The following is a 20,100-nucleotide window of genomic DNA, read 5'->3' as shown; positions in this document are numbered from 1 at the left end:
GCCGAAACCGGGTGAATCGACGCGGGTCGCGTCGATTCACTACTGTAAATCGCAGTAATGGAACTCGTCATCACCGACTTCGCGTGTGACGGTTTTTCCGACCGTGACCGGAATCGGTGAGTCGAATATCGGGCCGTCCCGGACGAACGTGTGGAACTCCCCGTTTTCGCCACACGGATCGATCGAATCCGGCAAATCCGCGAGAAACGCCGAATCGAGTTCCCGCCCCGCGAACGAGGCATCGAGCACTGAGCCATCGACTGCCGCGACTGTCGCGCGAAATCCGGCGTCGAGAAATGCCCGAATCTGTTCGTCAGTGTCTCGGTTCCAGAGTGGCCACCATCCCTCGATAGTCGTTTCAGCGAGCCTGTTTTCCCGATAGTTTCTCACGTCCTCCAGATAGAGGTCGGCGAATGCAACGCGCTCTATTCCGTGGGATTCGTACGCCGCCATCACGCTCTCCATCCGCGATTCGTACACCTCGTTCACACATTCCTGTGGGATTTCCACGAACCGAATCGGGACACCGATGCTGTCGGCTTGTTTCTCGTACAACTCGCGACGCACACGGTGCATGCCGGTTCGCCCGTCTTCCGAAATCGTCGTGAGTAGTTCGGTCACGCCGTTCGTTCCCAACTCAAACAGGGCGTAGGCGGCATCCTTCCCGCCGCTCCACGACAAAACCGTCGCTGCTCCGACCATCGAATCCTCTCCCATCAGCTTCGCAGCCTCCCGCCGTCTATCGGGAGCGCGACACCGTTGATGAAACTCGCCCGGTCGCTGGAGAGGAAGGCGACTGTGTCTCCGAGTTCCATCGGGTCGCCGACCCGGTTCATCGGGATATCGCTTGCCCAGTCCGCGAGTCCATCCTCGTAGCTGTCGTACTTGCCACGTTCGAGGGCCGCCTCCACGAGTTCTTGAATCCGCGGCGTTTCGTGTGCGCCCGGCAAAACCGCGTTGACTCGAACGTCGGGGGCGAACTCGCGGGCTTGCGTCTTCATCAGGCCGATAACTCCCCGTCGAACCGCGTTCGAGAGGACGAGTCCGTCGATTGCCTCCCGAACACTGGTCGAGGTGATGTTCACGACGGTTCCAGTGTCGCTCTCCACGAGATGTGGGTGCGCTCGTTTCGTTAGCCAGACGGCACTCATCACGAGCAAATCGTAGGCCGCGTACCAGTCGCGCTCGGTGGTATCGAGGAACGGCCCGCTGGGTGGTCCGCCCGCCGACGTGACAAGGTGGTCGAGTCCGTCGAACTCCTCGACGGTCGCCTCGACCAGCGCTTCGATTTCGTCCGGGTCGGTGATGTCGGTCGGCACCGCGAGGATATCACCGTCGCCGATTTCCTCGATTTCCTGTTCTGCGTTGGTTAACCCGTCCTCACTGCGCGCACAGATGACGACGTTCGCTCCCTCTCTGGCCAACGCTTTCGCGCTTGCCAATCCCAGTCCGCTCGAACTTGCCGTTACCAGCGCCGTGTTTCCCTCTAAATCGAGGTTCATACTCCGAAATCCGCGGCAACCGCTAAAACTCCTCGGGGGTGGGTTGACGAACCGTCACTTCGCCGTCCTGTGTCACGCCGATGAACAGGGATGTTCGGACTGCCCGTCCTTCGATGGCATCGCCCGCCTCGTCGCTGATTCGTTTCATCAGTTCGGGGGCGGCGTGATTCACCTTCACCCCCGCGTTGTCGCACGCGTCGTATACTCGTGATGGCACATCGTAGAGGTCGGTACTCGGTTCGACTTCGATTCGAACCGGTGCCCGCAGCGCTTCCGCGAACGCAATCGTCTCGCGTGCCTTACTGACGTTTTCGCGGGCGCTCGCTTCGACGCTGGAGACGTTCGCACGCGAGGTGCCGAGTCGGTCGGCGATATCGGCTTGTGCGACCCCTCGCTCACGGAGTGCCAGCACCTCCGCTTGTCGTTCGGTGAGAACGCTTGTCTCTGCGGAAAAGCCTGCCCGGCGGAGAATGTTGTCCACGTCCGGTTCGTCGCTCATGTCACTGCCTCCAGCATGGTTGGATGTATATGCCCAACCTGCAAAGGACTGTCCACTTGGCGGGCTATCCGCCCCAGAAGTTGTCCCGACTGCCGAGACGTTCGCGGCGCTCGCGCCTGTTGTTGTCCGTCGCCTTGGATTCTTCGTCTTCGTCCTCGCCGACGGCTTCGTCCTCGCCGACGGCTTCGTCCTCGTCTTCCGATTCCATCGGCAGTCGCTCGACAGGGTCGGCAGTTGCGTGATTGCCCTTTACGTTCGTAATCTTCACTTTGGCGCGAGCATCGGGAAGGATACCGTCCACGAGCACGATGAATCCTTCGTCGGTTCGACCGACGCCGGAACCGCTCTCGTGGATATCGTCGATCTCCACGATGACCTCCTCGCCCGGTTTGACGGGTGCGGTCTTCAGTTCGCGAATTGGCTGGTTGTAGTGGTTGCACCACTCCGCACCACCGCGGTCGCCATAGTGGTGACAGCCCATCCCGCTGATTCGTTCTTCGAAACTCGGGCAGCTATCTGCCAGTGGACAGTCCGGCATGAGTGAGAATTTTGTGGCACTCGCCTAAACACTTCCGCAACCTTTTCCTGCGGGAGCGCGCCTCCGGCGCGCCCTTGGCAAAGGTTGCTCAAAAGCAGTCTTCCTCCCTTCGGCCAGTCATCGGCCCGCTCACTCATCGCTTTTGCTCCTCGCTCGCGGTGAGTAAGCTAGTTCTCGGCGGTTGTGCTGATTGCTGAGTCCATAGTTTGTGTCTCTGGCAGATTCTCGGCGGCTGTGTTACACGAAAGTCAAGTTCTCGTTTCTCCACATTGACATCGAAAACTATTCTATTATTGTCCGAAATTCGAACTGTATGTATCGCCCAACCCCGAATCAGGTTCTCGTCCTCGGACTCGCAATCGGCATCCCACCGTGGTTTTTCTCCATCCTCAGTGAGTTTTCGTTTGGCGGCGGATTCGGCTTTTTCGCCGCGAATGCGACCATTGCGCTCACCGTTGCATACTACGCCAGCAGTGACTCGCGTCCGATGTCCGACCTGATGAAGCTCTCGCTCGCGTTTCTCGGTTTGCTCATTCCGTTCCTGTTTTTCTACTCATTTTTCATCATGTATATGCCGGCTCTCGGACTGGGAATCGTCGTTACGCTCGGCGCACTGCTCGGTGTTCACTACACCTTCCGCCGAACCACGGAAGACGACATATTGCCGAAAACGCCAGCACTGCCTAACGAATCGTTGTCGGAACCACCCGAAGTAGAAACCCGTCGAATCAGGCCAACGGCGTTCGCTCGACGACCTGGCCGTCGTAGGTCGGATACTGCTCCACGATTTCGCCCTTCTCTACATCGCCTTCGTCTATCATCTCCTCCAGCAACCACCAGGCGACTTCGATGTGGTCGGATTTGACGGTGTAGAACTCCTCGGGAACGCCGAGTTCCGCGAACCGCTCTTCCGTCGTCCACGTCTTTCCGTAGATGAGAGTGCCGTCGTCGGTTACGTCGTCGAACTCGCGGCGAATCTGGCGCGCCATGCGCTTCAGGCGGTTCCGGTGCTGAGCGGCGTCCTTGAACACTGAGGTACAGAAGTAGACGCGCGGATGGTCGCCCATCACGTCCAGAATCTGCTCTTTCGAGCCATCGACCGCGGACATGTGGCCTTCCTGGAGTTCGTACCCTTCGGCTTGCATCCGACGGTAGTTACCCTGGCTCATTTCGAACTCGTTGACGTTGCAGAACTCCGCCGCGCCTTCGTCCAGGAATTCGAGGAACTCCTCTTCGGCACGGATGCCTGGAATCTCGAACGACGGCGTGATTCCTTCTTCACGCGCAATGTACAATATTTCCTCCCACTCCGTCCCGTGCATCTCGCCCCAGAGTTCGTAGGGCGGGTGGAAGCGAATCTCGTCCAGTCCGGCCTCGGCGAGTCGGCGCATGTTCTCGCGCCCACCCGTGATTCCGGTGTAGAGGTGCGTGTGGTGGTCGTCACCGAACTCGTCTTTCAGCATCGAGATGTAGCGACACGTCTTGTTCATCGCCTCCTGCGGTTCGCCACCCGTGATGGACGTTCCGAGGGCGGCCATTCGCTTTGCCTCGGTGATGATGTCCTCGTCGTTCTTGATTTTCCGCTCGTTGGCGTACACGTCGGTGACGTTTTTTCGGTTCTCGCCGAGCGGGCAGTAAAAGCAGTCACGCTGGTCGCAGTACCCATAGACGAAGAGCACCATCTTGCCACCCATGGCGCACTGTTCACAGCCCTTGGAAATCATTCGTTAGTCCGTTTTACCCGTGGAGACTCAAAAAGCGTGCGAATTACGCTACTCTCCGCCACAGACCGTGTTCAGAAGTTCGTTCATGAGCGACTGCATCGCGTAGTCGTTTTCCTCGAAGGCATGCTGGCCGTGTGCACTGCCTGAAATCTCCTCGTAGCGCTTCGGATTCGGGGCGTTCTCGTGCATCTGCTTTGTCGTCTGCACGAACCGTTGTTTGTCGCCCTTGCTCACAACGAACAGTTTCCACCCCTGCATTCCACTCGCCGAGTCCGCCGATTTTCCGGGCGAGAGTGCGAGCGTTCCATCTATCGTCCCGCTTTTCGCTTGCGCATTGGCGCGAACCACCGCGTTCGCACCCGCGCTGGCACCGATGAGCACCACGTTTTTCACCCCAACACGCTGGCGGAGGTACCGAATTGCCGCGAGGACGTACCCTACAGTCGTGGTTCGGTCGTCCAGAATCAGATCGATTGTGAGACAGGTGTACCCCTGTTCGGCAAGGCTCCGTGCTTGCGGAAGCCAACTTCTTCGGTCGAAACCGACCCCGTGGGCGAAGACGACGCCACACGTTCCATCGCCGAGGAGTGTCCCCTGTACCGTCGCACCCGATTTGGTCGAGAACCGCACGTCTCCGCCTCCTTTCGGCGGTTCCGTCCCCCCTGTCGTCGTTCCATCCGTCTCCTCACCCGTCGTTGCTTCGTCGGTCGTCCCCGTTTCACTCGTCGTTCCGTCGCTCGTCGTCCCGGTTCCTGCCGTGGAACCGTCTGCTGTCGTGGTTTCGTTTTTCGTTCCACCCGTCGTTCCGGTGGTCGTTTCGTCACCGCTGGACGAGCAACCAGCGAGGCTGACCGCTGTGGCCGCCCCGACCGTCCGGAGAATGCGGCGTCGTGTCGATGTTTTCGTCATAGTCGGGAGATTTGCACACGAGTGTATTATTATAGACAACCTAATGTTGCGAGAGAAACTCTCTTCCTATCGTTTACGTCATTTTGGCTTCATTCACGATCGTTTTGGCTCGCTCGGAGGTCAGTCCTCCCCGCTCGCTATTTCGGGGCGACGATGCCGCCTCGCTTTTCGCGGGTCATCCTTCTCCGTTCCTTCGAGGCAACATGGATTCCTCGCTTCTCCCGAAAACAGTTAAACATCCCCCGCGTAACAGCGGGCAATGCTGCTGGTGCTGTGTGTCGACCTCGACGACGACCTCGGCCGAAAAACCGACTTCGAAACCCCGGTTATCGGCCGAGACGAAGTCGAGGCCGCCGCTGTCGCGCTCGCCACCGCAGACCCCGAGGACAGCGACGTGAACGTCATGTTCGAGGGCGTCCACCTGTACGACCGAATCGACGCCGACGAGAGCGTCGAAGTCGCGGTCGTCACCGGAAACGAAGGGAGTGACATCAGCGCCAACCGGGAAGTCGGCGAGGAAGTGGACACCGTGCTGGCGAGCATCAGCACGAGCGAGGAGATTACGACCGTCATCGTTACGGATGGTGCACAGGACGAGAGCGTCGTCCCGGTCATTCGCTCCCGCATCCCCGTCGATGGCGTCCGCCGGGTCGTCGTCCGCCAAGCACAAGATTTGGAGTCGATGTATTACACCATCAAACAGGTGCTGAACGACCCCGAAACACGTGGGACGATTCTCGTTCCCCTCGGCATCCTCCTGCTGATCTATCCGCTCGCCCTCGTCGCGGACAAGAACGGGATGCCTGGTGCCGTCGTCCTCGGCGGTACGTCCGCGCTTCTCGGGTTGTACGTCCTGTTCCGCGGACTCGGACTCGAACGGTCGGTCGACCGTGTCGCAGGAAAGGCCAGAAACAGTCTGTACTCCGGACGGGTGACGCTCATCACCTACGTCGTCGCCGCAGCCCTGCTCATCGTCGGCGGCGTCAGCGGCGTCGAAACTCTCGAAATGGTGCGCGCGGAACGCGGCGGTGCCGACCTCGGCGCGGTTCGAGTGCTCGCCTCGCTGGTGTATGGTGCCGTCGTGTGGTTTTCGGCGGCGGGCATCACCTCCAGCCTCGGCCAGATTACGGACGAGTATCTCGCCGATGAGTTCGAGTGGCGCTACCTGAACGCGCCGTTTTACGTCATCTCCATCGGCGGTGTACTGTACGCCGTCAGCGCCTACTTCCTGAGTCGGGTTTCGCTGGAGTTCCTCGCCGGAATGCTGACCGCAGGAACCCTGTTAGGACTGACCAGTACGCTCATCTTCGCCATCGTCGAATCTCGGTATTCCCGTTCCGGGAAAGCGCGAATAAGCTAGACCCGAAAAACCTCTCGCTTGCTCACTGCGTTCGCTCGTGGCGATTCACATGAAGTCCGCAATCCCGGATTGCTTGTTCTTGTCGTTCTCGAACACGCTCTCTAACGACCGATCCAGAATCTGAAGCCGCTGTTTCGTGTACTCGCGGCAGTCGTACTCGTCGGCGACCTGAATCGCGGTGTCCATGTACTTGTTTACCGACCCTTGGTGAACCGTCAGGTTCACCCGGCCGCCGCACTCCCGGCAGTCGCCGGAAAGAGGCATCCTACGATATTTTACGCCACAGTCCAGACAGCGCGTTTCCTGCCGTGAGAAGGCGCGAAGGTTTCCGATGAGGTCGGGCAGAAAGTGCCCTTCGATGACGCGTTCCGCCACATCGGTCTGGTCTACCGCCCGTGTCTTCCGAGCCAATTCCAACTGTGCGTTCATCTTGTCCATCATCGACCCGAGCGTTTTGTAGGCCGAGAGATCCGGCCCCAACGCGATGTTCGAGGTGTCGTGGGTGTGCCGGAAATTCGTGTACTCCTCGTCGGTGCCGAGGTAGTCCTCCGCGATGGTGATGTCCACGTCCTCCGGGTCGGCCATCTCCAGCGTCGCCTCATAGAAATCACGGGAATACTGCTCGACGATGTCCATGTTGTGCGCCTCGTCGTCGATTTCTGAGGGGTCTATGCGCGAGGACATCACCAGCGGGGCGTCCATCTGCCCACCACGCTTGTCCGGTAGGAACTCTTTCGAGAAGTTGAGCAGGCCGTCCATGAGGAGCATCACGCAATCCTCGTCCCCGTCGCACTGACCAACGTAGAGGTCGTTTGCGACGAGTGTGTGGGTGTTCGAGACCGTTACGCAGTACGTTTGCTCAGTATCGCTCTCGACAATTTCTACTGATTCTACCTCATCAAGCCAAAGGTCACCACCATCTCCGAAAAGACGCTGAGTTCGGACGGGAATTGAATCAAGTGTGCTTTCTAATGTTTCGGCTTTTCTATCGAGGTCAAACCCGATTTTATCCGCAAACCGAACTGTGTTTTCGGACGTTATTTTGAGAACCCACGATTCAAATTCGGGAACTGGTTCATCGTCGTAGAACTCAGCAACTGTTCCCGTCGAAGGCCGACGAAGTTCAGTGTAGAGTTTACTCGCAATTCCAAATCGCTTCAACGCCGCGACGAGGTCATTTTTCAAGTCGTCACTCACCGTATACGATCGAATCTCGACCCTGTCACTTGCGGTACTCCCGTCTCCGCTGAAGTATCCACGGAGATATTCTCGAAGAATCTGTTGCGGTGAGTTGAGGATACACTGTGGAACTCTTTTTTCTGCCGCAGTCGAACCAGCATGTAGAATCTCACTGAATAGGAGCGTGACAAGACGACTTGATATCGTGACTTTCCACTCGCTTTCCTCATACGGGGTCACTGAAAGTTTATCCTCCAGTGTTTCGATAATGTGCTGTCGAGGAATCTCATCAGGAGTACAAATGGTTGTCTGATAGAACTCTCCTTTTTCAAAGCGAGTGAAGCCCTCTGCCGTGTAGTAACCGAGGACTCGGGCCACGTCTTCATCGACCTTTAGTTTTCGACTGACCGATGCAGTGTCCCGACAGATACCAAGCGCAATATCGTCCGGGAGGAGGTGGATTAGTTGCTCCTTTTCGAATAACTCTACCAAGACGGATGCTGGAATACTGTCTCGATTCACCCAGTTGTATACTGATGATTTGCTTTTTCCAAGATTCTCAGCTACTGGCTTCAGATATCCTTGCTGGTTGGTTGCTGAGTCGAAGAGAGATTTGATTCGGTCTGTTCCCAGACCACGAACCATCAACTTATCATTGGCGAGTGAATCGTTCCATAGGAACTCTTCCAGAAGGTCAAACTCTGCAATTTCTCCATCAAACTCGATTTCTTTTGGCGCAGGTATCTCGTCGCCGGTCTCGATTTTTCTCGCTTCTATCTCTTCTATCCCGTCTGGTGTCCACCGTCTCATCGAGTGGTCGGGTGTCACAGTAATTTCTCGCCCACTTCGTGTCTCAATTTCGACTAAATGCTCCGGTGCAGGATGCTTTGAAACTGCTTCAATCGGCTTTCGAACGACATTGCCAGTTTCATCTATCGAGGGAACCAGAACGTCACAGTCCAACTCTTCTACCAACGCACCGAAATCATCCTCTTTCGGGTTCTTCAGTCGTTCCTCAACCAACCGCTGAATCTCGTCGTATCGCCATGTCTCATCCTCGTCCCGGTACCAAACCTTGGTTTCCGGGTGGAAACAGTTCCGTCGCTTCGCCGCGTGAAAATAAGGATGGGCATACCCAACCGCGGCACTCGTGAAGCCGATAATTCGTCCGACGACTGCGGCGGAGGTGTGGGGGGCCATCCCGAAGACGAGTTCGCCCACCAGCTCCTCGCGTTCGTCCATCTGGTAGAACGGGTCGAGACCGTAGTAATCGGTGAGAAGGTTGTCCACGAAATCGGCCGTTTTCAGCAGGTGTTCCGCCGCACCGTCGGAGAGGACGATGTCCTGTACCCGGAGTTCCACGAGTTGGTCGTCGTGGCGGAGCGGTTCGCCATGGATATCCTCGTCGTACCCCAGCGCGCGAAGTTGGTCGGCACTCACGTCCAATTCGGCCGGACGAACCGCCGTCACGGGCAGGTCGGTCATGTCGTAGCGAATCGTTCCGTCCTTGAACGCGCTGACGCCGTGTTTCGCGCGAAGGACACCCTTTTCGATGGGTTCGGGGGTCTTGTGCGACGAGGTCAACCCCTTGACGCCTTTTAGCACGTCGAAGGCGTTCTCGCGTTCGCCCACTGATTCGAGCGCGTTTCGAAACTCATCGTTCAAATTGATCGTCTGTGGTTCGACGCTCGTTGCGAGTATCTCACATCGTGGACACTCCGCCCGTCCGGACTGGTCGGGTTCGACCGTCGTCCCACAGTCGGGACACTCGTAATCTGGGTGGGTGTTGTCACCGCACTCCGGACAGCGACATTTGAACGTGAGGTTGCCACAGGTTTCGCACTCCCGGCGACCGATTTGCACTTCAGTTTCCCCGCGCACGCCGGACATTCCCTCGGTATGTTTGGCGGCTTTCGCCACGTCACGTTGATTACCGCCTGTTTCGCCGAGTGGGAAGAGCGTGTGAACCGCGGGGCTGAGTTCACGCTTTTCGGACTTTTCCGGACGACCCATTCGGTTCCCGATTCGCGTCGGTGCGCGTTCCCTGACGCGGAACGGCGCGACTTCGTTGACAGCCTTGATTGCGTTATCACCGTCTTCGTGTTCACCCCACTCGCGGGCGTTCTGTGAAAGCTCATCCCACGTTCGAATCAGGTCGCTGTCGACCCCGAGCGAGCGAACGAAGAGTTCCCACTCCGAAATCTCGATTTGCTCGCCTTGCCAGTGCTGGACGAGAAGGTGTTCGAGTGCGACTCGAATGTCGTCCGAGTTCTCGATAACGAGGCGTCCGTCCCGAATCGCACCCGCCTCCACGGCGTCGGCGAGCAGTTCGAACTCCGTGACGGAAATATCGTGCCAGAGATGGGTGAACTTCGGATGCAGTGGTGCATCGTACTCGGTTGCCCAAGCGAGCGCCTCCTCGGCGGTCGGATCTTCGAGGTCGATGTGTGGATTGTCGCGCATGGCCTGCACGTCTGCCTCCGCGTATTCGAAGTCCTGAACCCACCATTCGAAGGTGTAGGAGGCGGGTGCGAGCGGATGGTTGTTCTCCACGAACTCGCCGTAGTTGACGAGGTATTCACCGAGGTCGAGAATCTTTGTGACGCCGTTTCTCACCTCGAGGGCCTCTTCGATGTCGTCGATTCGGCGAACGTCGCCGTTTGCGAGTCGCACCGTCGGTCCTTCGATGGTGTCTACCGGGATGACACCCGCCGCTTTCCCGGGACGTTCAGTTTTGATTTGCGTCCCTGTTGCGAGGAAGTCGTCCACAAGGTGCATCGTCGCCGGATGGACGCCCGCAGTTGCGAACCCGTGATTCCGCGCCCGTCCATATCTGAGGCGGAACCCGCCGGGCTTGCTCGGATGAGTGAAAACGGGTCGTCCGGCGATGAGGTCACGGAGGAACTTCGTCGCGGGTTCGACGCGTTTCGGCCCGGTCGGTTCGTCCTCCGTTTCCGCCTCCGATTCCGCTTCCTCGTCGCTCTCTTCGACGTCGTCTTCCGCTGTCGATTCTTCTTTTCCGTCGTCCTTGCCGATGGTTCCGTCGATGAGGTCTTGGAGCCACGGCCAGTCGATTTCGTCCAGATTTCTCGTGTATCGCTGAATTTTGGGGGCCTTCAGCGCGATACCCTCCGCGAGAACGAGACACATTCCACCGCGGGCGCTGTTGGTATCGACGCGCTCCAAATCGCGAAATCCGGACACTTCCTCGTCTCCCGTCGCTTCGCCGTCCAGCATGACGGGCATGTTTTCGGCGATGAACTTCGACTCCTTGTCCTTCGGGGAGTACTGCAAACCGGTTTCGGAGTCATAGAGGTTGATTTCTTCGGCGTACCGTTCGATTTCGTCGTCTCGGGCTTTGTACTCGTCCAACCCGATGAGTGCACGTGTGTAGTCGGCGACGAGTACGGACAGTGCCTGCGCCGTCCCTCCTGCGGAGCGAATCGGCCCGGCGTAGTAGACGTTGACGAACTCCGTCCCGTCGTCGTTCGTCAGAATCTCCACGCGGTCGATTCCTTCGATGGGCGCCGCGACCACACCTTCGGTCAGCAGGGCGACTGCGGTTCGGACTGCACCTTCGACCTTGCCGTCCCGTGTTTCGTAATCCCCGACGTTGCCGTCCGCGAAATCCTTCGCCAGTTCGAGGGCGGCCTCCTCACGCGACATCTGGCCTTCGAGTTCGCGGACGCGCTCCGCGACGCCGTCGATGCCGAGGATGTTCTCGACCCGGTCGGCCATGTCCTTGGCGACCGGAATCTCGACTTCGGGTTGCGGGTCGCCGCTGTTTTCGCGTGCGGTTTCGGCAACGTCGAACGCCTCGTCCAACTGTGATTCCAGTCGCTCGAAGTACTGCCTGTCTTCCTCGCGCATGTTATAGCCAGAGGTCTAGCTCGGTCGGTTCGTCGTGTTCACGAACCAATGGCTCCTCGAAGGTTCGCATGTACACCTCCCCGGCGAATACGGTCGCGGAATCGAGGTGTCCCGCGAGCGCCTGTCCCGATTGGCGAGACAACACAGCGTGCGTGTGAGCGAACGGCTCACCGTCGAGGAGCGAAACGTTGCCGACGCAGGAAGCGACTTCGAGTGGTTCGTCGAAGCTCACCTCTCGATACTCCTTTTCGTCTTGGTCGTAGAACCATACGTCTGCATCCTGTACCGCACCCATGGCGACGAACCAGGCCGACTCTACGCCTTCGTCTTCGGCGAGCGATTCGATTTCAGAACGCCAGTCCGCGCCGTGTCCGAGTCGAGCGACGAACTCCCGTTTCCCTGTGACCTCCCGATAGTCCATATCTGCATGGAACCGCACCGAGGACAAAAAAGGTTCAGTATCGATTCGTTTCTCGGAACGACGGATTCGGTACGGTGGTATTTCCGTGCGATGGCTCCTCATTAATGTCATATGCTTGTCTACTATCGCGGTAACTCTGAGGTGTGAAAGAAAGGAAAACTGTGGTGGGGGGCTGTTCGAGGAACGAAACGAGCTATTGGGGACTATCGCCAGTCCGGTAGCGAGGTAGCGTCTGTTACGCGCATAGAGATCCATGCATCCTCGCGTGAGATGTCTGCAATGACGAGCCGCTCCGTGTTCCCGTCATCGTCCACCGAGGCCATGACCTCAGTGTCATCTGCAACCGACACCGACACTGCTGCCGTATCCGGCGTCATACTTTGAGAATGTGTACCAAGGAATATAAGGCCACCGAAACGCTGGTACTTGGTCTAGCTACTGATAGTATACCGTTCCAAAAGTGAACAAACACTGTGGTAACGGTGCATTTCCTGAAAATAGTGCACCATTTTCCGGTATTGGTTTCTACAGAGATTCTTTTCTCCGGACAATGATTTCACCACGAATGCCGAAATAATTCGTTATCAATAGATACCTAAACTCGTCGTATTCTGCAATTAAAACGTCGTTTAAGGCCGTAAGGGTGCCAATCCTAAACGGTAAGTTTATCCGCCATGACACACAAGCCGAGTGTGGATGACAGATACTGACAACCTGACCCGTCGGCGGTTTTTGAAAGCAACCGGAGGTGCGGCAACTGCTGCCGCACTCGCTGGCTGTACTGGCGGTGGCGGTAGCGGTGACGGTGACGGTGACGGTGGCGACAACAGCGGCAAAAAACTCCAACTCATCAACTCGACGATGACCACGCTGGATCCGGTCAAAGCGACCGGTACGGCGTCGGGGACGGTTATTCAGCAGATCTACGATCCGCTGATGAACTACCCGAACGGCCAAGTTTCCGTCGAAAACCTGCTCGTCAAGAGTCACGAAGTCTCTGACGACAAGAAGACGTACACCTTCAAACTCAAGGAGGGCGTCAAATTCCACAACGGTAAGGAAGTTACGGCAAAAGACGTCGTCTACTCGTGGCGACGTCTCGCCGAATCGACGAACTCCCGACGTGCGTACTTCATCCTCGACTCTATCGGTGTCAAACACAAATCCACGACGAAGACGTACAAGGACAGCGACGGCGAGAAGCACGAACTGACCGTCGCAAAACCGGACTCGCTCGCCCTCAAGACGACGGGCGACTACGAGCTCGAAATGACCCTGAAGGAGCCGTTCCACTCCACGCTGGAGATGCTCGCGTACACGTCCTTCGCGGTCATTCCGGAGGGAATCGTCGGCGACATCAAAGGGTACGACGGCGAGAAAGACCACAGCACGTTCGCCACGAAGGAACCGGTCGGTGCCGGCCCGTTCAAGTTCAAGTCGTGGACGAGCGACGACTCCGCGGAAGTCACGAAATACGAGGACTACCACGGCGAAAAGGCGAAAATCGATGGCGTCCACTGGAAGATTTCGTCCGAAGCCAACGCACGCCACACCTACGGTATCGTCAACAAGAATTCCGACATCATCTACAGCAGCAGCCTCCCGACGTCCAAATACAACCCGGACAAGGTCAAAAACACCAGCACGGACGACCAAGGTCGTATCGTCGGTAAGTACGGTCCGACCGATGCTGGCGTGACGATGGACTACCTCGGCGTTTCGACTATCAGCTCCTACTACATGGGCTTCAACACGCAGGCCGTCCCGAAGGCGGTCCGACAGGCCTGTGCGTACCTGATGAACCAGGAAACGCTGGTCAAAGACGTGTTCAAGAGCCGTGGTGAGCCTGCATACCACTTCACGCCACCGATGATTTACCCCGGCGGTGCGAAGCAGTATATGTCCCACGCGAAGAACAACTACCCGTACGGGTTCAACGAGGTCAAGCGTGACAAAGCGAAGCAGGTCCTGAACGAGGCCGGCTACGGCCCGGGCAAGAAGAGCTTCAGCTTCGAGTTCACCGTCTACCAATCCTCGACGACGTGGCCGGCAGTCGGGAAGCTCCTCCAAGACCAACTCAAGTCGGTCAACATCGACATGAAGGTCAACTCGGCGCCGTTCAACACGCTCCTCTCGCGCGGTCGCAAGGGTAACCTCGAAGCATACTCGCTCGGATGGATCATGGACTGGCCAGCGCCGGACAACTTCCTCGGACTGCTGTACCCGCCGCTGACGGACACCTCGAAGTCCTCGCCGCAGGCGTACACGAACTGGTCCGGCACCGAAGCCGCAAAGCAAGCGACCAGTTCGTGGGATAAGATCCAGAAGAACCGCGGCCCAACGGACAAAGCGAAGAAGGCCCGCGAACAGGCCTACGTCGCCATGGAAGAGGCCAACTGGGAAGACGTTACGTTCCTCCCGACGTACCACAACCTCTCCGAGCGATTCTCCTACGAGTGGGTTGACGTGCCGAAGTACGGTGGCGCCGGTTACAGTCGCCAGATGTACAACAAGGTCAAGATTAGCGAACGCAAATAGTAATCGCTGTTCGCCGTTTATTTTTGTCGTTTACAAGCCGATAGCGATGTATCTGTCCACAATTACGGTGATGTTATCGCAAGACATAATGAGAGGAGCGCAAAATACGGATGTGTATTCAGCCATGAACGCGGTTATCATTGGGTGCAACCTACCGCATGACACGCTTGAGAGAGAACAGGTGGTGAGAGTAACGCCATGAGTCGTTGGCGCTACTTTGCTCGTCGTCTGTTACTGTCGATTCCCGTTTTATTGTTCGGAGCGACGATAACGTTCATCGTCATCCGAATGGGGCCGCTCGACCCCGTCGCGGCGATTCTCGGTCCAACGGGCGATCCACAGTCGTACAATCGAATCGAAGACCAACTCGGCCTTAACCAGCCGTTATGGCAACAGTATATCGACTACATGACCAGCATGCTCACGCTTCAACTGGGTGACTCGTGGGTTATTCGCCCCGACGTGAGTGCGAATTCGCTCATCACCGAATACGCGCCGTACACCATCTGGTTGGGCTTCTGGTCGGTGCTCATCGCTATCTTCGTCGGCATCCCACTCGGCTTCTACGCCGGGCTTAACCCGAACACATGGAGCGATTACACCGCATCGTTCGGCGGTATCGTCTGGCGTGCGATGCCGAACTTCTGGTTGGCCGTGATTCTGACGCAGGTATTGTCACACTCAGAAGGGCTGTTTTTCGGATTCGATTGGCAGAGCTGGCTCGTGCCGGTGGGCGTTATCGGCCGACCGGACTTGACTAACCTGTTCAATCCGGATATACTGCTCGCCGCCATCAAGAAGATCGCACCGGCGGCACTCGTCCTCGGTTCCGCATCGATGGGGAACGAGATGCGTATTGGACGAACCGCAGTGTTGGAGACTGTGAACTCCAACTTCATCGAGACGGCGCGTGCGAAGGGTGTTCCACCCCGTTCGCTCGTCTGGAAGCACATCTTCCGGAACGCGCTCATCCCGCTCGTTCCGATCATCACGGGTGAAGCGTATCTGCTGATCGGCGGTTCCGTGCTCGTCGAGACGGTGTTCAGCATCAACGGACTCGGCTACCTGTTCTTCAAAGCAGTCATGCAGGGCGACCTGCCCCTGGTCGGTTCGTTGATGTTCGTCTTCATCCTGCTCGTCGTGATAATCAACATCCTACAGGACTTCCTGTACACGATCATTGACCCCCGTGTCGGCTACGATGGAGGTGCCTGAGATGAGTCGTATTCCTGACGCTGAAAGCGAACAACCCCTTCGAGAACGTATCGCAGACAACCCACGCCCGGCCATGCTTTGGTTCGCCGGTTTCGCCCTCCTCGTTGCGGTCGAGTTCGGTGCGCTGGCGAGTACGGTGATGGCGATGCCGTGGGACTTGCTGATGAACAAACTGTCGTTCCTCAACCCCATCGGCGCACCGCTCGCCGCCGTCGGTGACGCGCTGGCCGACCTGCCGACGCTTCTCACTAGGGAGAACTTCGACAACTCCGGATGGCGACAGCCCGGTGGCGGCTGGGGTGGAACGTTCCTCGGCCTGTCCCCGGCAATCGTCTGGGCACTTCGCGTTGTGCTCGTTTACGCCTACACGCTGGTATTCCTCTACTGGATATGGCGTGGCTATCTGACCTTCCGCGAGCACTACCGCTATGCCAACTGGACGCCGCGCGACGACATGGTCAACCGGTTCCGCGGTCACACCTGGGGACTGTTCGGATTAGTCGTCGTCTTCATGTTCGTTGTGATGGCGATTTTCGCCCCAGCACTCGGCCCGACCACGGTCGAGCGAACCATCGACAACCCGTTCTCGTACGAGACCTCGTACCTGAATCAGGAAACGGAGGAGGTCGAGAAAATCCTCATCGGTGATGCGAACAGCGGGTCGCGTTCGGAGGGTTCCGGTGGAAACGTCGGTCCAATGACGTACGACAAGTACGACCGATATCACCCGTTCGGCACCATGCCGACCGGGAAGGACATGTTTACGTTCATGGTTCATGGCGCACGTGTATCGCTGTTCATCGGTGTCGTCGCCATCGGACTGAGCGGGCTCATCGCGGCTGGTTTCGCCCTGGTGACGGCGTACTACAAAGGTCTCATCGACCTCGCCGTCGTCCTCGTGGGCGACTCCATTATGTCGCTTCCGAGGTTGTTGTTCCTCATATTACTCTCTTTCGTCCTGCAAAAAACGTGGATTTCGAACATCTACAACGGTGGCTTACTCCTAGCGTTGTTGTTTGCCGCCACTGGGTGGCCGTTCCTTTGGCGCGCCGTACGCGGTCCCGCGTTCCAAGTGGCGGAACAGGAGTGGATCGACGCGGCGAGAAGCTTCGGACAAACCCCCCGCGTAACGATGCAAAAACACATGGCTCCGTACATCCTCGGGTATCTGCTCGTGTACGCTTCGATGACCCTCGGCGGAATCATCATCGCCGTTGCAGGCCTGTCGTTCCTCGGACTGGGAATCAGTCCGCCGACACCCGAATGGGGTCGCGCAGTTGACGTTGGACAGGACTACGTGACGACCCAATCGTGGCACATCTCGTTCATTCCGGGTGTGCTCATCGTGCTCGTCGTCACCGCGTTCAACGCGCTCGGGGACGGTATCCGAGACGCCATCGACCCACAGAGTGATTCCGGTGAGGACGGCGGTGCTGAAGTCGCCGCGGCCGGAGGGAGTGGTGCATAATGGCGTCGAGCGAATACTCCACGGCGGACACTCGCGAGGACGCGATACTGCAGGTCGAGAACCTCCAGACCGCGTTCTTCACCGACAAGGAAGTCATCCGCGCTTGCGACGGTGTCTCGTTCAGCATCGAGCGCGGTGAGACGGTCGGTATCGTCGGCGAGAGCGGTTCCGGAAAAAGTGTCACCGCCCGCTCCATCATGGGGCTCATCAAGTCACCGGGTCGCATTCTCGGCGGCAGCATCCGGTTCGACGGTGAGGAACTGACCTCGAAGTCGGAGAAACAGTATCGCGAGATTCGCGGCGGGGACATCGCCATGGTGTTCCAAGACCCGCTGACGAGTCTGAACCCCGTCTACACGGTCGGAAACCAGATCAAGGAGTCGCTGAAACTCCATCAGGGACTCAGCGGAACCGAGGCGACCAAGGAGGCCATCAGCCTCCTCGAGGCGGTCGGTATTCCAGACGCCTCTCGCCGAGTGAAGGAGTACCCACACGAGTTCTCCGGTGGGATGCGTCAGCGTGCCGTCATCGCGATGGCATTGGCGTGTGACCCCGAACTCCTCATCTGTGACGAACCGACGACGGCGCTGGACGTGACAATTCAGGCGCAAATCCTCGAGCTCTTGGATGACCTACAGGAAGAGCGCGACCTCGCGATCATGTTCATTACGCACGACATGGGCGTTATCGCCGAAATCGCAGACCGTGTGAACGTGATGTACGCGGGCGAAATCGTCGAAAGCGCACCGGTCGTCGAACTGTTCGAGAACCCACGCCACCCGTACACGCAGGGTCTCTTGCGAAGCATTCCCGGAAGTAATCCGAATGCGGACCGCCTCGAAACCATCGAGGGTGACGTGCCGACGCCGAACGAACCGGCGACCTACTGCCGGTTCGCGCCTCGGTGTCCTAAGGCGTTCGACGAGTGTGACAAGGTACACCCGGTACCGCTCGCAGTTGACGACGACGTGGACGACCACTCCGCGGCGTGTCTGCTGTATCCCGAGAACGTATCACAGAAACAGGCTATCGATATGCATCGAGACGCAGCAACCGACAGCGAGGAGGAACTATGAGCAAAGTACAGCAAACCGAAGCCGAAGCAGTCGATGTCGCAGAGGGCGAGACGCTCGTGGAGGTCAACAACCTGAAGACCTACTACGGCGAGGGCGGGCTCGTCGATTCGACCCCCGTCAAAGCCGTTGACGGTATTTCGTTCGAAATCAAACGCGGTGAGACGCTCGGATTGGTCGGCGAGTCCGGTTGTGGCAAATCGACGCTCGGTCGGACGCTCATTCAGTTGGAGAGCGCGACCGACGGGGAAGTACTCTTCGACGGAACGGATATCACGGAACTCTCCGGCTCGGAGCTCAAAAACTGGCGGCGAAACAGCCAGATGGTGTTCCAAGACCCCGAATCCAGCCTCAACGACCGGATGACCGTCGGTGAAATCATCCGGGAACCGCTGGACGTTCACGACTGGAAGACGCCACGGGAGCGCAGACAGCACGTCCGCGAACTGCTGGACGTGGTCGGTCTGCAACCCGAACACTACTATCGCTATCCCCACCAGTTCTCCGGCGGCCAGCGCCAGCGCATCGGCATCGCCCGTGCGCTCGCACTCGAACCCGAGTTCATCGTGCTGGACGAACCGGTGTCGGCGCTAGACGTGTCCGTACAGGCTCAGATTCTCAACCTGCTCGAAGACTTGCAGGAAGAGTTCGGTCTGACGTACCTCTTTATTGCCCATGACCTCTCGGTTGTTCGTCACATCTGTGACCGTGTCGCGGTGATGTATCTCGGACACATCATGGAGCTCGGACAGGCCGATGAGCTATTCGAAAATCCGAAAAACCCGTACACGATTTCACTCCTGTCGGCGATTCCCGACCCGGACCCAACAGCGGGCGGCGACCGAATCACGCTCCGTGGCACCCCACCGAGTCCGCGTGACCCGCCGAAAGGCTGTCCGTTCAGCACGCGCTGTCCGATGAAGATTCGTCCGGAGGAGTTCCAAAGTATCGACGATGACCTCTGGATTGCCGTCGAAATCTTCCGCGAGGTCGTCCGCGAACGCTCGCGTGCCGATCGTTCGATGACTGACCAACTGAAAGAAATTCTCGGTATGGAGACGCGCTTTTCGGACATCGGCGAGATTCGACAGGAGCTGTTCGACGAGTTCGACGTGCCGCGAGAGGTCGAAAAACACATCGACGAGGCCGCAGGCTACATCGAGAGCAACGACGACAAGCAGGCTCGCGAGTACCTCCGCGACGTGTTCGGAAGCGTTTGTGATTCCGAAAGTCCGGACGACAACGTGGTGAGCGACACCGGTCGGTTCAGCCACTGTCACCGACATCTGGACGAGTACGAGGAACCGGACGAGTTCACGCCCTACACGATGCGGTAATGGTTGACCCGACCCAGTCCCCACCGCGTGCTCGACAGCTGCTCGATGCACTCGCCTACGCAGTGGCAGTGGCTGGTGTCGTTTTTGCCTTGGGTATCGTGGTGAGCTTTTCGCTCGGCTCGAACCTCGTGGGCGTCAAATACTTCCTCTTTCTCGTCGGGATGTTGCTTTTTGGCTACTCGACGTTTCTGATGCTCCCGGATCCACCGTGGGACATTGAAAAGACGGGCGATGGCGATATCGAAATCATCAAAAATAAGCAACGAGGGGAGGTAATCGGGTCGCGCGACGAAACCCGATTCCAAGCCGCGGTACAACGGATTCCACCCCTCCCGAGCTATTCGATTCCGCCGGAGCAGCGACTGTCTCCCGCGACGAAACTGTTCGTCGCTAGCATGGCGGTGTTGGCCGCGTCGTTCATCATGGAGACGATGTTCGGCGTTGGGATGTAGCCGTTCGACAGCGGG

16 protein-coding genes are annotated in these 20,100 nt (G+C 58.0%); 7 read left to right on the top strand and 9 right to left on the bottom strand.

Annotated features, from left to right (window positions below; translation table 11 throughout):
- Positions 1 to 39: 39 nt before the first annotated feature.
- From ACN2TU_RS12880 to ACN2TU_RS12855, 6 genes are all read right to left on the bottom strand, one after another.
- Positions 40 to 717 carry a Dph6-related ATP pyrophosphatase gene (locus tag ACN2TU_RS12880; protein WP_435155819.1) on the bottom strand — a complete coding sequence of 226 codons (678 nt, stop codon included), beginning with the start codon at positions 715 to 717 and terminating at the stop codon, positions 40 to 42.
- Positions 717 to 1,502: an SDR family oxidoreductase gene (locus ACN2TU_RS12875; protein WP_435155818.1), complete on the bottom strand. Its 786-nt coding sequence runs from the start codon at positions 1,500 to 1,502 to the stop codon at positions 717 to 719. Before ACN2TU_RS12875 ends, ACN2TU_RS12880 begins: the two co-directional genes overlap by 1 nt.
- Positions 1,503 to 1,524: 22 nt before the next feature.
- Positions 1,525 to 2,001: a Tfx family DNA-binding protein gene (locus ACN2TU_RS12870; RefSeq protein WP_435155817.1), complete on the bottom strand. Its 477-nt coding sequence runs from the start codon at positions 1,999 to 2,001 to the stop codon at positions 1,525 to 1,527.
- Between the two features lie 64 nt (positions 2,002 to 2,065).
- Positions 2,066 to 2,539: a TRAM domain-containing protein gene (locus ACN2TU_RS12865; RefSeq protein WP_435155816.1), complete on the bottom strand. Its 474-nt coding sequence runs from the start codon at positions 2,537 to 2,539 to the stop codon at positions 2,066 to 2,068.
- Positions 2,540 to 3,267: 728 nt separating this feature from the next.
- Positions 3,268 to 4,263, bottom strand: coding sequence for a radical SAM protein (locus ACN2TU_RS12860; RefSeq protein ID WP_435155815.1), 996 nt, complete (start codon positions 4,261 to 4,263; stop codon positions 3,268 to 3,270).
- Positions 4,264 to 4,311: 48 nt separating this feature from the next.
- Positions 4,312 to 5,172: an alpha/beta hydrolase gene (locus ACN2TU_RS12855; protein ID WP_435155814.1), complete on the bottom strand. Its 861-nt coding sequence runs from the start codon at positions 5,170 to 5,172 to the stop codon at positions 4,312 to 4,314.
- Between the two features lie 259 nt (positions 5,173 to 5,431).
- On the opposite strand from ACN2TU_RS12855, the gene ACN2TU_RS12850 reads away from it, so the two are divergent.
- Entirely contained in the window at positions 5,432 to 6,532 is a 1,101-nt protein-coding gene (locus ACN2TU_RS12850) for a DUF373 family protein (RefSeq protein ID WP_435155813.1), read from the top strand.
- A 45-nt stretch (positions 6,533 to 6,577) separates the two neighbouring features.
- Here ACN2TU_RS12850 and ACN2TU_RS12845 read toward each other — a convergent pair whose 3' ends face one another.
- From ACN2TU_RS12845 to ACN2TU_RS12835, 3 genes are all read right to left on the bottom strand, one after another.
- Entirely contained in the window at positions 6,578 to 11,581 is a 5,004-nt protein-coding gene (locus ACN2TU_RS12845; protein ID WP_435155812.1) for a DNA polymerase II large subunit, read from the bottom strand.
- Position 11,582: 1 nt separating this feature from the next.
- Positions 11,583 to 12,002, bottom strand: coding sequence for a PPC domain-containing DNA-binding protein (locus ACN2TU_RS12840; protein ID WP_435155811.1), 420 nt, complete (start codon positions 12,000 to 12,002; stop codon positions 11,583 to 11,585).
- A 203-nt stretch (positions 12,003 to 12,205) separates the two neighbouring features.
- Positions 12,206 to 12,379 (bottom strand): DUF7556 family protein, encoded by a 174-nt coding sequence (locus ACN2TU_RS12835; RefSeq protein WP_435155809.1) that lies wholly within the window; start codon positions 12,377 to 12,379, stop codon positions 12,206 to 12,208.
- 319 nt (positions 12,380 to 12,698) lie between these two features.
- Here ACN2TU_RS12835 and ACN2TU_RS12830 point away from each other — a divergent pair, with 319 nt between their 5' ends.
- From ACN2TU_RS12830 to ACN2TU_RS12805, 6 genes are all read left to right on the top strand, one after another.
- Positions 12,699 to 14,540, top strand: coding sequence for an ABC transporter substrate-binding protein (locus ACN2TU_RS12830; RefSeq protein WP_435155807.1), 1,842 nt, complete (start codon positions 12,699 to 12,701; stop codon positions 14,538 to 14,540).
- Between the two features lie 198 nt (positions 14,541 to 14,738).
- Positions 14,739 to 15,755 (top strand): ABC transporter permease, encoded by a 1,017-nt coding sequence (locus ACN2TU_RS12825; RefSeq protein WP_435155805.1) that lies wholly within the window; start codon positions 14,739 to 14,741, stop codon positions 15,753 to 15,755.
- Position 15,756: 1 nt separating this feature from the next.
- The gene (locus ACN2TU_RS12820; protein ID WP_435155803.1) at positions 15,757 to 17,223 is read left to right on the top strand and encodes an ABC transporter permease; all 1,467 of its coding nucleotides are present in this window, start codon (positions 15,757 to 15,759) and stop codon (positions 17,221 to 17,223) included.
- Positions 17,223 to 18,299, top strand: coding sequence for an ABC transporter ATP-binding protein (locus tag ACN2TU_RS12815; RefSeq protein ID WP_435155801.1), 1,077 nt, complete (start codon positions 17,223 to 17,225; stop codon positions 18,297 to 18,299). Before ACN2TU_RS12820 ends, ACN2TU_RS12815 begins: the two co-directional genes overlap by 1 nt.
- A complete protein-coding gene (locus tag ACN2TU_RS12810; RefSeq protein WP_435155799.1) occupies positions 18,296 to 19,633 on the top strand; it encodes an ABC transporter ATP-binding protein in 1,338 nt (445 codons plus the stop codon). The genes ACN2TU_RS12815 and ACN2TU_RS12810 overlap by 4 nt, the downstream gene beginning before the upstream one ends.
- Positions 19,633 to 20,085 carry a DUF7555 family protein gene (locus tag ACN2TU_RS12805; RefSeq protein WP_435155797.1) on the top strand — a complete coding sequence of 151 codons (453 nt, stop codon included), beginning with the start codon at positions 19,633 to 19,635 and terminating at the stop codon, positions 20,083 to 20,085. The genes ACN2TU_RS12810 and ACN2TU_RS12805 overlap by 1 nt, the downstream gene beginning before the upstream one ends.
- Positions 20,086 to 20,100 lie beyond the last annotated feature (15 nt).

The organism is Haladaptatus marinus (genome assembly GCF_051194195.1).
Note: the sequence above shows the minus strand (reverse complement) of the source record. Positions and strands in the feature narration are given on the sequence as shown.